Here is a 10,872-nt window from a genome sequence, read left to right as displayed (position 1 = left end):
CGCGGGCGACCTCACCAAATGGCTGGCCGCCCGCGACTTCTAAAACACGGCCTAGTGCTGCGAGGGCCCGTGGGCCCGTCCGGCCGGCCTACGCCGTGCGCCGCAGGCGTACCGCCTGCTCCGTCAGCTCCGCCACCTGGAAGTGGGCGCCCGCCAGCTCCACGGTGTCCCCGATCCGGACGTCCTCGTAGTCGGCCACCATGACGGCCGCGCAGGCGCCCGTGAAATGGGCCGTTCCCGCCTTCGGGTCGATGGCGGAGACCGTGAGGGACAGGCCGGTGGGGAAGCGGGTCACTCCGCCGTTGGCGAGGATCGACAGCGTGGCGCCCTCGGCGGGGAATCCCTTCGACGCGGCGGCCAGCACCTCGGGGTTGCCGGTGAAGCACAGCCCGTTGTCCGCGGGGCCGCCGGCCGACTTCATCGACGCGGGGGCCGCGGCGAGGGCGGTACGGTCCTGCGCGTCCCGCGGTTCCAGGACGACGCGGTACGAGCAGATCTGGCCGACGGTGTAGGCGTGGCCCGCGAACGTGACCTGCTGGCCTGCCGTGACGGTCTGCTCCCGCTGGCCGTCCTCGTACGTGGCTCCGTCGCGCAGGACCGCGGTGCGGGTGGCGCCGTCGGCGGTCGCGGCGGTGTACTGCGCCCCGCCCGCGCCCGGCAGCCGGAAGCCGCCCCCGCGCAGGAGTCGCACCCCGTCCTTCGACGCGTCGCCGACGCAGACCGGGCCCTTGTCGGCCGGGGCGGCGGTCGGCTGCCGGTCGTCGCCGTCGCCCTCGCCGGGCGAGCCGCATCCCGACAGCAGCAGCGCGGCGAGCGCGGCGGCCGTCGTCGTCACGGCATGTCCAGCGGCCGGCCTGTGCATCCGTCGCCCCTTCATCGTGGTTGTCATCGGTCGCGTCGTCACCGGAGGGGGCCGTCACGCGCGTGAGCACCACGCGGACTCGGCGGCTTGGGCGCAGCTCGGGGAGCAGCATAGCCAGCCGCGGCACGCCCGTTCGAACCTCGGGGCCGCTGGAGGGGGACGACGGGGAAGGGCTGCCGCCGCCGGCGCGCGGCACGGCAGCCCCTCCCCGTTCGCGGAACTAGTCGGCGTACGTCTCGCCGCGCTCGGCCTTCGCCACCAGGGAGGCCGGCGGGGTGAAGCGCTCGCCGTACTTCTCGGCCAGCTCGCGGGCGCGGGCGACGAAGCCCGCCAGGCCGCCCTCGTAGCCGTTGACGTACTGGATCACGCCACCGGTCCAGGCCGGGAAGCCGATGCCCATGACGGAGCCGATGTTGGCGTCGGCGATCGAGGTGAGCACGCCCTCGTCGAGGCAGCGGACGGTGTCCAGCGCCTCGGAGAAGAGCATCCGCTCCTTCATGTCCTCGAAGGGGATCTCCACGCCCGGCTTGGTGAAGTGCTCGCGCAGGCCCGGCCAGATGCGGGACCGCTTGCCCGCCTCGTCGTACTCGTAGAAGCCGCCGCCACCGCTGCGGCCGGGGCGGTCGAACTCGTCGACCATGCGGTCGATGACGGTGTCGGCGGGGTGCTCGGCCCACGCCCGGCCCTCGGCCTCGAAGGCCTTGCGGGTCTCGTTGCGGATCTTGCGCGGCAGGGTGAGGGTCAGCTCGTCCATCAGGGAGAGCACCTTGGCGGGGTACCCGGCCTGGGCCGCGGCCTGCTCGATCGAGGCGGGCTCGATGCCCTCGCCGACCATCGCCACGCCCTCGTTGATGAACTGGCCGATGACGCGCGAGGTGAAGAAGCCGCGCGAGTCGTTGACCACGATCGGGGTCTTGTTGATCTGGCGGACCAGGTCGAAGGCGCGGGCGATGGCCTCGTCGCCGGTGCGCTCGCCCTTGATGATCTCCACCAGCGGCATCTTGTCGACGGGCGAGAAGAAGTGCAGGCCGATGAAGTCGGCGGGCCGCTTCACGCCCTCCGCGAGCCCGGAGATCGGCAGGGTGGAGGTGTTGGAGCAGAGCAGCGCGTCGGGGTCGATGACGTCCTGGATCTCCTGGAACACCTTGTGCTTGAGCGCGGTGTCCTCGAAGACGGCCTCGATGACGGCGTCGCAGCCCGCCAGGTCGGCGGCTTCAGCCGTGGGGGTGATCCGGGCCAGCAGCTCGGCCCGCTTGGCCTCGGTGGTGCGGCCCCGGGAGAAGGCCTTGTCGAGCAGCTTCTCGGAGTACGCCTTGCCCTTGGCGGCGGCCTCGGGGGTGACGTCCTTGAGGACCACCTCGATGCCCGCGCGGGCACAGGAGTAGGCGATGCCCGCGCCCATCATGCCCGCGCCGAGCACGGCGACCTTGGTGACCTTGCGCGGCGCGATGCCCTGCGGGCGGCTGCGGCCGGCGTTGACCGCCTGGAGGTCGAAGAAGAACGCCTGGATCATGTTCTTGGCGGTCTGCCCGGTGACCAGCTCGGTGAAGTAGCGGGCCTCGATGGTCAGGGCGGTCTCGAAGTCCACCTGGGAGCCTTCGACGGCGCAGGCCAGGATGTTGCGCGGGGCCGGGTACGGGGCTCCGTTGAGCTGCTTCTTCAGGCTGGCCGGGAAGGCCGGGAGGTTGGCGGCGAAGCGCGGGTTGGACGGCGTACCGCCCGGGATCTTGTAGCCGGGGGCGTCCCAGGGCTGCTTGGACTCCGGATTCGCGTCGATGAAGGCGTGCGCCTTGGCGAGCATCTCCTCGGGGGTGGCGGCCAGTTCGTGGACCAGGCCGTTGTCCAGGGCGCGCTGGGGGTTGTACTGGGTGCCCTGGAGCAGCACCTTGAGCAGCGCGTCGGCGATGCCCATCAGGCGGACGGTACGGGTGACACCGCCGCCGGCGGGGAGCAGGCCGAGGGTGACCTCGGGCAGGCCGATCTTCGAGCCGGGCGCGTCGAGGGCGACGCGGTGGTGGGAGGCGAGGCAGATCTCGTAACCGCCGCCGAGGGCCGCGCCGTTGATGGCGGCGACGACGGGCTTGCCGAGGGTTTCGATACGACGCAGCGAGCGCTTGATCTCGGTGCCGGTGTCGAAGGCGAGCTGTGCGTCCTCGGGGCGCAGCCGGATCATGTCCTTGAGGTCGCCGCCCGCGAAGAAGGTCTTCTTGGCGGAGGTGTAGATGATGCCGCGGATGGAGTCCTTCTCGGCCTCGGCGCGGTCGGCGATCGCCGCGATGGAGTCCTTGAAGGCCTGGTTCATCGTGTTGGCGGACTGGTCGGGGTCGTCGAGGACCAGGGTGACGACACCGGTCTCGTCCTGTTCCCAGCGGATGGTGCGGGTCTCGGTCATGGGGTGGGTCTCTCCGTGGAAGTCTGGTTCGGCGGATGCCGGGGCGGCAGGGCCCCGGCGGGATCGGCCGGTGGGGCGGGCAACGGCTCCCGGCGCTACGGGGTGGTCTGACCTGCGCTGCGCCGCACGGCTACAGGCGTTCGACGATCGTGGCGACGCCCATGCCGCCGCCGACGCAGAGGGTGACGAGGCCGTAGCGCTTGTCCTGGCGCTCCAGTTCGTCGATGACGGTGCCGAGGATCATCGCGCCGGTGGCGCCGAGGGGGTGGCCGAGCGCGATGGCGCCGCCGTTGACGTTGACCTTGTCGAGGGAGAGGCCCATGTCCTTGACGAAGCGGAGCACGACGCCGGCGAAGGCCTCGTTGATCTCGACCAGGTCGATGTCGTCGATGGTCAGCCCGGCCTTGGCGAGCGCCTTGCGGGTGGCCGGGGCGGGACCGGTGAGCATGATGGTGGGCTCGGAGCCGGAGACCGCGGCCGAGACGATGCGGGCGCGGGGCCGCAGACCGTTGCGTTCGCCGGCCTCGCGGGAGCCGATCGCCACGAGCGAGGCGCCGTCGACGATGCCGGAGGAGTTGCCCGCGTGGTGGACGTGGTCGATCTTCTCGACCCAGTGGTACTTCTGCAGCGCGACGGCGTCGAAACCACCGAGCTCGCCGATGTCGGCGAAGGAGGGCTTGAGCTTGGCCAGCGTGTCGGCCGTGGTGCCCGGGCGGATGAACTCGTCGTGGTCCAGGACCACCAGGCCGTTGCGGTCGGTGACCGGGACCACGGAGCCCGCGAAGCGGCCGTCCTTGACGGCGGTGGCGGCGCGCTCCTGGGAGAGGGCGGCGTACTCGTCGACGTCGCGCCGGGAGAATCCCTCGATGGTGGCGATCAGGTCGGCGCCGATGCCCTGCGGGACGAAGCCGGTGTCCCAGTTGGTCATCGGGTCGGCGAACCAGGCGCCGCCGTCCGAGGCCATCGGTACGCGGCTCATGGACTCCACGCCGCCTGCGAGGACCAGGTCCTCCCAGCCGGAGCGGACCTTGGCGGCGGCCAGGTTGACGGCCTCGAGGCCGGATGCGCAGAAGCGGTTCTCCTGTACGCCGGCCACGGTGTCCGGCAGCCCGGCCGCGATGGCCGCGATCCGGGCGATGTCGGAGCCCTGGTCGCCGACCGGGCCGACGACGCCGAGCACGATGTCGTCGATGGTGGCCGGGTCCAGGCCGGGGTTGCGCTCGCGCAAGGCGTGGATGAGGCCGACGACCAGGTCGATCGGCTTGGTGCCGTGCAGGGCGCCGTTGGCCTTGCCGCGGCCGCGCGGGGTGCGGATCGCGTCGTATACGTAAGCTTCGGTGCTCACTGGTCAAGCCTTTCGGGGAGGTCTGGTCTCTAGCCTAGGAGGGAACGGCCGATGATCTCTTTCATGATCTCGGTCGTGCCGCCGTAGATGGTCTGGATGCGGCCGTCGGTGAAGGCCCGCGCGACCCGGTATTCGGTCATGTATCCGTATCCGCCGTGGAGTTGCAGGCAGCGGTCGGCCACCCGCTTCTGGAGCTCCGTGGCCCACCACTTGGCCATCGAGGCGTGCACATGGTCCAGTTCACCGCTCGAGTGGTCGCTGATGCACCGGTCGAGGAAGGTGCGGGTGACCGCGCACTCGGTGGCCATCTCGGCGATCTCGAAGCGGATGTGCTGGAGCTTGGACAGCGGCCGGCCGAAGGCCTCGCGCTCCTTGACGTACTGCGTGGTGATCTCCAGCAGGTACTCGGCGGCGGCGATGCCGGCCATCGCGATGCCCATCCGCTCCTGCGCGAGATTGGTCATCAGGTGGACGAAGGCGCCGTTCAGCTCGCCGAGCAGGTTCTCCTTGGGGACGCGGACGTCGTGGAAGAACAACTCGGCGGTGTCCTGGGCCTTCTGGCCGATCTTGTCGAGGTTGCGGCCCCGCTCGAAGCCCTCCGCGCCGCGCTCGACGACCAGCAGCGACAGGCCGTGCGCCCCGCCCTCCGGGGTGGTCTTGGCCACCACGATGACCAGGTCGGCCAGGATGCCGTTGGAGATGAAGGTCTTGGAGCCGTTGAGCACCCAGTGGTCGCCGCGGTCCTCGGCGCTGGTGCGGATCCCCTGGAGGTCGGAGCCGGCTCCCGGCTCGGTCATCGCGATGGCGGTGATCGTCTCGCCGGAGCAGAAGCCGGGCAGCCAGCGGCGCTTCTGCTCCTCGGTGGCCAGGGAGCTCAGGTACGGCCCGATGATGTCGTTGTGCAGGCCGATCGCGAGCCCGGGGGCGCCGGCCCGGGTGAACTCCTCGGCGATCACGGCCGCGTACCGGAAGTCGGTGTTGCCGCCGCCCCCGTACTCCTGCGGGACGGCCATGCCCAGCAGCCCCTGCCGGCCGGCCGCCCGCCAGGCGTCCCGGCTGACGATGCCGTCCTTCTCCCACTGCTCGTAGTGCGGCAGCACCTCCTTGGTGAGGAAGGTGCGGACCGTCTCGCGGAACGCCTCGTGGTCGGCGTCGAAGATCTGGCGCTTCATCGGTCGGCTCCCTAAAGCCAGTTCTTGACGGTTTCGACCAGCCGGGCCGGCTCGGCGCCGACGGGCGTGACGTTGAGCATGGTGACGCCAGCCTCGCGGAAGGCCTCGACGCGCTCCCGTACGTAGCCCTCGGGCCCGCACAGGGTCATCAGTTCGCAGAACTCGTCCGGCACCGCGGCCGCCGCGTCGCGCTTGCGGCCGGACAGGTAGAGCTCCTGGATCTTCCGGGCCTCCTCGCCGTACCCGTAGGCGACGGCGAGGTCGTTGTAGAAGTTCTTGCCGGGAGCGCCCATGCCTCCGACGTACAGGGCGATCTGCGGGCGCGCGAGGTCCCGTACGGCCGCCGCGCCCTCGCCGATGGCGAGCAGTCCGCCCGCGACGGTCTGCAGCGGGCCGAGCTCCGGGGCCCGGCGCGCGGCGCCCTCGGCCAGCGCGCTCCCCCACACCGCGCGGGCCTTCTCCGGGAGGAAGAGGGTGGGCAGCCAGCCGTCGGCGATCTCGGCCGTCATCGTGACGTTCGCCGGGCCGAGCGAGGCCACGTAGACGGGGATGCCGGCGCGCACCGGCCGGGTGAGGATCTTCAGCGGCTTCCCGTGCCGGCCGCCCTTCTCGGGCGGCAGCGGCATGTCGGTGATGCCGTGGTGGTCGATGGTCTCGCGGCGCCAGATCCGGCGGCACAGCTCCACCGTCTCGCGGGTGCGGCCGATCGGCTTGTCGTACGCCATCCCGTGCCAGCCCTCGACGACCTGCGGGCCGGAGGCGCCGAGGCCGAGCAGCGCCCGGCCGCCCGACATCGCGTCGAGCCCGGCCGCCGTCTGGGCGATGAGGGCGGGGGTGCGCGAGTAGACGTTGAGGATGGCCGAGCCGATCTTCATCCGCTCGGTGCGGGCCGCCAGGTAGCCCATGATCGTCGGGGAGTCGAAGCCCCAGGCCTCGGCGACCCATACGGCGTCCAGGCCGGCCGACTCCAGTGCGGCGGCCTCGTCGGCGGCCCGGCGCGGATCCCCGGCGTAGTCGAGCATCATCGACAGTTCCATCAGCCCTCCTTCGTCACGAGGGCGGGCACGTCCCAGTCGCGGGCCACGCTTTCGGTGTCCGCCCCCGGCTGGGCGGGACCGCTGGTGACGGCGGCCGGGGTCGCGGAGAACCGGGGCGCGGGCGCCGGCTGGGTGATCCCCCCGAACTCGGTGAAGGTGGCGCGGGCGGCCAGGTGCGGGTGGTGCGGGGCTTCGCGCAGCGAGAGCACGGGCGCCACGCAGGCGTCGGTGCCCTCGAAGACCGCAGTCCACTGCGCGCGCGTACGGGACTTGAAGCGCGCGGCGACCGCCTCGCGCAGTTCGTCCCAGCGGGCGAGGTCCTTGCGGGCGGGGGCCTGGTCCTTGATGCCGAGCAGGTCCACGAAGGTGTCGTAGAACTGCTGCTCCAGCGCCCCGACCGCCATGTACTGGCCGTCGGAGGTCTCGTACGTCCCGTAGAAGGGGCAGCCGCCGTCGAGGAGGTTGGCCCCGCGCCGGTCCTGCCAGCCGCCGGCCGCCATCATCCCGTGGATCATGGCGGTGAGGTGGGCGGTGCCGTCGACGATGGCGGCGTCCACGACCTGGCCGGTGCCGCCGGGGGTGCGGGCGTGCTGGAGGGCGGCGAGGACGCCGATGACCAGGTAGAGCGAGCCGCCCGCGTAGTCCCCGACGAGGTTGGCGGGCACGGCCGGGGGTTCGCCCGCGTTGCCGATCATCCCGAGGGCGCCGGTGACGGCGATGTACGCGATGTCGTGCCCGGCGGTGTGGGCGAGCGGGCCGCCTTGGCCCCAGCCGGTCATCCGGCCGTACACGAGCCGCGGGTTGCGGGCGTGGCAGTCGGCCGGACCGACGCCGAGCCGCTCGGCGACGCCGGGGCGGAAACCCTCGATGAGCACGTCGGCGCGCTCGACCAGTTCCAGGACCCGGGCGGGACCCTCGGCGGACTTCAGGTCGACCAGGACCGAGCGCTTGTTGCGGTTGGTGATGTCGAAGTCCGGATCGACCGCGAGTCCGCCGCCGCCCGGGCGGTCCACCCGAACGACGTCCGCCCCCAGGTCGGCCAGGAGCATGGCGGCGAAGGGGCCCGGCCCGATGCCCGCCAGCTCGACGACGCGCACTCCGGCGAGCGGGCCGCCTCCGCGTGCGGCGCGCTGCCCGTTGTTGCCTGTCACTGCCATCGAGCCCCCGGCTTCTCTGCGTTCCCTGGCGTACGACTGTGTGACACAACTGATGTAACACCAGTGATGCTAGGAACGTGTTCCACTCAGCACAAGCCCCCTGGCGAGCAAGCGCTCAGCCGGTTGGCCCGATCCGCGCGTCGAGCTCCTTGACGTGGCGCTTGAGCGCGACCGTCCGGTAGCTCTCCTCCACCCACTCGCACAGGACCTGGAGCGAAGGCGCCCCCTTCTCCCCCAGCGGTACGGACACCCAGCCCGAGCGGCCCAGGCCGTACCCGGTGGGCTCCGCGCCGGGCGCGGTCATCGCGTGGCCGTGCAGCGCCTCGTCCTTGAGCTTCACGGAGAGACCGGGCGACCGGGGGCCGTCGGCGTTCCCCAGGAAGACGAAGATCTTCTTGTTGACCTTCACCACGCAGTCCTCGGGCCCCCACGGGTGATCCTCCACGGCCTCCGGGAGCTTGAGGGCGAACTCCCGCACCGCCTCCCACCTGCGCACCGCAGCCTTCATCGACGCCTCCATTTACCGCAGGTCACACCTGGTCGCACGGACAGTCGGGACTCACGCTAGCCTCAGCCCCCGACACCAGCTGGGAGGAGCGGGCATGAACGCACAGGTTCGGCACGGCGATCGGGAACGGGCCTACGACGTCGTGCTCTTCGGCGCGACCGGATTCGTGGGGGCGCTCACCGCCGAGTACCTCGCCGCGCACGCCCCCGCGGGCTGCCGGTGGGCCCTCGCGGGCCGCGACACCGCGAAATTGGAGCGGCTGCGCGAGCGGCTGGCCGCCATCGACCCGTCCTGCGCGCAGCTGCCCCTGCTGCGGGCCGACGCCCGGGACGCGGCGGCGGTGGCCGAACTGGCCGCGTCCACCCGGGTGCTGGCCAGCACGGTCGGACCGTACATCTGGTACGGGGCGGAGCTGGTCGCCGCCTGCGCCGAGGCGGGCACCGACTACCTCGACCTCACCGGGGAGCCGGAGTTCGTGGACCGGATGTACGTCGAACACGACGCGCGGGCCCGCGAAACCGGCGCCCGGATCGTGCACGCGTGCGGTTTCGACTCGATCCCGGCCGACCTCGGGGCGTACTTCACGGTGCAGCAGCTGCCCGCCGGGGTGCCGCTGCGCGTGGACGGCTTCATGCGCTCCAACGCCCTCGTCTCGGGCGGCACCCTCACCACCGCGCTCACCGCCCTGGGCCGCGGGCGCCAGCACCTGGCCGCGGCCCGGGCGCGCCGGCTGCACGAGCCCCGGCTGCCGGAGCGGCGGGTCCGGGGGCCGCTCGGCGCGCCGCGGTTCAGCCGGGAGACCGGAACCTGGGCGCTGCCGCTGCCGACGCTGGACCCCCAGGTGGTGGCCCGGTCGGCGGCCGCGCTGGAGCGGTACGGGCCGGACTTCCGCTACCGGCAGTACGCCTCCGTACGGCACCTGCCCGTCGCGGTGGGCGGCGCGGCGGCGGTGGGCGCGACGGTGGCGCTGGCGCAGATCCCGCCCGTACGGCGGTGGCTGGCGAGCCGCTGGGAGCCGGGGCAGGGGCCGGACGCGCAGCGCCGGGCGCGCAGCTGGTTCACGGTGCGGTTCGTGGGCGAGGGCGGCGGGCGCCGGGTGTTCACGGAGGTGTCCGGCGGCGACCCGGGCTACGGGGAGACGGCGAAGATGCTGGCCGAGTCGGCGCTCTGCCTGGCCTACGACGCCCTGCCCGGGGCCGCCGGTCAGCTCACCCCGGCGGTGGCGATGGGCGACGCGCTGCTGGACCGGCTCCAGAAGGCGGGAATCCGCTTCCGGGTGGCCGACGCCCGCTGATCGGGGCCGGGCGCGAGGGGGCTCGGCCGCCTCACGTGGCGGGGGTCAGGACGCCTCGCGCAGGGCCCGCCGGCACAGGGAGTCGGCGTGCCGGGTGGTCTCGGGAATCCGGAAGCGGGGGCTCAACTCCAGCGCGTGCGCGCAGGCGGTGTCCAGCGAGACCCGGTGGCCGACGGAGACGTACACCGGCTTGATGCCGTCCTGCGTCCGCAGCGCCCGCCCGACCACCGCGCCGTCGGCCGCGAGCAGCGGGGCCGCGTCACCGCGCCGGGCGCCCGGTTCCTCGTACGTGAAGGTGAACGGGTTCTTCGCGACGCCGATGCTCGGCAGTCCGGTGACCACCCCGAGGTGGCAGGCAAGGCCGAAGGCGCGCGGGTGGGCCAGGCCGTAGCCGTCGCAGACGACCAGCCCGGGGGTGACGGTCAGGGCGTCGAGCGCGGCCAGTACGGTCGGCAGCTCCCGGAAGGCGAGCAGCCCGGGCACGTAGGGGAAGCTGACGTGCCCGACGGCGGTGGCCTCCTCGACGACCCGGAGGGTGGCGGCGTCGAGGACGACGGCCGCGGCCGCGACCAGGTCGCGCTCGTCGTCGTAGGCGACGTCGACACCGGCGACCAGCCCGCGTCCCGGCGGGGGGCCCGCCTCGTCCAGCACGACCAGATTGCGCAGTTCGTCTTGTATCGCCCGGGCCTCGGCCTCGTCGGCGGGGGTCTTCACACTCGTCATGTGGAGCGAGAGTAGCCTGGCGATCATGTTCGTCATGGAGCTCACCTACACCGCGCCCGTCGAAGCCGTCGAGGAAGAGATGGACGCGCACATCGCCTGGCTGGACGGCTACTACGCGTCCGGCGTCTTCCTCGCCTCCGGCCGCAAGGTCCCGCGCGACGGCGGCGTCATCCTGGCCGGCGGCGTCTCCCGGCAGGAGATCGAGAAGATCGCGGCCGGGGACCCCTTCACGCTGGCGGGCGTGTGCGCCTACCGCATCACGGAGTTCATCGCCACGAAGACCTCGGCGGACCTCGCGGCGGTACGGGAGAACCCGGCGGCCTAGTGCTGGGCGGGGCGCTGGCCGGCCGGCCGCCCTCGCCCCGGTTTCCGCCCTCTCTCC

10 protein-coding genes are annotated in these 10,872 nt (G+C 72.5%); 2 read left to right on the top strand and 8 right to left on the bottom strand.

Annotated elements, in window-relative coordinates; translation table 11 throughout:
• Positions 1 to 88 precede the first annotated feature (88 nt).
• The 7 genes from ACFWBF_RS14065 to ACFWBF_RS14035 all read right to left on the bottom strand — a co-directional run bounded on the left by ACFWBF_RS14065 (position 89) and on the right by ACFWBF_RS14035 (position 8,485).
• Positions 89 to 862 (bottom strand): hypothetical protein, encoded by a 774-nt coding sequence (locus ACFWBF_RS14065; protein ID WP_385600195.1) that lies wholly within the window; start codon positions 860 to 862, stop codon positions 89 to 91.
• Positions 863 to 1,082: 220 nt separating this feature from the next.
• Positions 1,083 to 3,254: a 3-hydroxyacyl-CoA dehydrogenase NAD-binding domain-containing protein gene (locus ACFWBF_RS14060; protein ID WP_385600192.1), complete on the bottom strand. Its 2,172-nt coding sequence runs from the start codon at positions 3,252 to 3,254 to the stop codon at positions 1,083 to 1,085.
• Between the two features lie 130 nt (positions 3,255 to 3,384).
• The gene (locus ACFWBF_RS14055) at positions 3,385 to 4,599 is read right to left on the bottom strand and encodes an acetyl-CoA C-acetyltransferase (protein WP_385600189.1); all 1,215 of its coding nucleotides are present in this window, start codon (positions 4,597 to 4,599) and stop codon (positions 3,385 to 3,387) included.
• A 29-nt stretch (positions 4,600 to 4,628) separates the two neighbouring features.
• Positions 4,629 to 5,771: an acyl-CoA dehydrogenase family protein gene (locus tag ACFWBF_RS14050; protein ID WP_385600186.1), complete on the bottom strand. Its 1,143-nt coding sequence runs from the start codon at positions 5,769 to 5,771 to the stop codon at positions 4,629 to 4,631.
• A gap of 11 nt (positions 5,772 to 5,782) precedes the next feature.
• Positions 5,783 to 6,808, bottom strand: coding sequence for an LLM class F420-dependent oxidoreductase (locus ACFWBF_RS14045; RefSeq protein WP_385600182.1), 1,026 nt, complete (start codon positions 6,806 to 6,808; stop codon positions 5,783 to 5,785).
• Positions 6,808 to 7,965 carry a CaiB/BaiF CoA transferase family protein gene (locus tag ACFWBF_RS14040; RefSeq protein WP_385600179.1) on the bottom strand — a complete coding sequence of 386 codons (1,158 nt, stop codon included), beginning with the start codon at positions 7,963 to 7,965 and terminating at the stop codon, positions 6,808 to 6,810. The genes ACFWBF_RS14045 and ACFWBF_RS14040 overlap by 1 nt, the downstream gene beginning before the upstream one ends.
• Before the next feature lie 115 nt (positions 7,966 to 8,080).
• The gene (locus tag ACFWBF_RS14035) at positions 8,081 to 8,485 is read right to left on the bottom strand and encodes an MmcQ/YjbR family DNA-binding protein (protein ID WP_385600176.1); all 405 of its coding nucleotides are present in this window, start codon (positions 8,483 to 8,485) and stop codon (positions 8,081 to 8,083) included.
• 82 nt (positions 8,486 to 8,567) lie between these two features.
• Here ACFWBF_RS14035 and ACFWBF_RS14030 point away from each other — a divergent pair, with 82 nt between their 5' ends.
• Entirely contained in the window at positions 8,568 to 9,767 is a 1,200-nt protein-coding gene (locus ACFWBF_RS14030; protein WP_385600173.1) for a saccharopine dehydrogenase family protein, read from the top strand.
• A 45-nt stretch (positions 9,768 to 9,812) separates the two neighbouring features.
• Here the strand turns inward: ACFWBF_RS14030 and ACFWBF_RS14025 are convergent, their stop codons facing one another.
• Positions 9,813 to 10,490 (bottom strand): endonuclease V, encoded by a 678-nt coding sequence (locus ACFWBF_RS14025; protein ID WP_385600170.1) that lies wholly within the window; start codon positions 10,488 to 10,490, stop codon positions 9,813 to 9,815.
• 25 nt (positions 10,491 to 10,515) lie between these two features.
• Between ACFWBF_RS14025 and ACFWBF_RS14020 the strand changes: the two genes are divergently transcribed.
• A complete protein-coding gene (locus tag ACFWBF_RS14020; RefSeq protein ID WP_385600212.1) occupies positions 10,516 to 10,815 on the top strand; it encodes a YciI family protein in 300 nt (99 codons plus the stop codon).
• Positions 10,816 to 10,872 lie beyond the last annotated feature (57 nt).

Origin of the sequence: Streptomyces sp. NPDC060028 (genome assembly GCF_042736725.1) — a bacterium.
GTDB lineage: Bacteria > Actinomycetota > Actinomycetes > Streptomycetales > Streptomycetaceae > Streptomyces.
This window is presented reverse-complemented; position numbering and strand designations above follow the sequence as displayed.

Excerpts from the sequence above, each read along its gene's own strand:
- ACFWBF_RS14065 (WP_385600195.1), bottom strand. The coding sequence starts at position 862 with ATGCACAGGCCGGCCGCTGGACATGCCGTGACGACGACGGCCGCCGCG.
- ACFWBF_RS14060 (WP_385600192.1), bottom strand. The coding sequence starts at position 3,254 with ATGACCGAGACCCGCACCATCCGCTGGGAACAGGACGAGACCGGTGTC.
- ACFWBF_RS14050 (WP_385600186.1), bottom strand. The coding sequence starts at position 5,771 with ATGAAGCGCCAGATCTTCGACGCCGACCACGAGGCGTTCCGCGAGACG.
- ACFWBF_RS14045 (WP_385600182.1), bottom strand. The coding sequence starts at position 6,808 with ATGGAACTGTCGATGATGCTCGACTACGCCGGGGATCCGCGCCGGGCC.
- ACFWBF_RS14040 (WP_385600179.1), bottom strand. The coding sequence starts at position 7,965 with ATGGCAGTGACAGGCAACAACGGGCAGCGCGCCGCACGCGGAGGCGGC.
- ACFWBF_RS14035 (WP_385600176.1), bottom strand. The coding sequence starts at position 8,485 with ATGGAGGCGTCGATGAAGGCTGCGGTGCGCAGGTGGGAGGCGGTGCGG.
- ACFWBF_RS14030 (WP_385600173.1), top strand. The coding sequence starts at position 8,568 with ATGAACGCACAGGTTCGGCACGGCGATCGGGAACGGGCCTACGACGTC.
- ACFWBF_RS14025 (WP_385600170.1), bottom strand. The coding sequence starts at position 10,490 with ATGACGAGTGTGAAGACCCCCGCCGACGAGGCCGAGGCCCGGGCGATA.
- ACFWBF_RS14020 (WP_385600212.1), top strand. The coding sequence starts at position 10,516 with ATGTTCGTCATGGAGCTCACCTACACCGCGCCCGTCGAAGCCGTCGAG.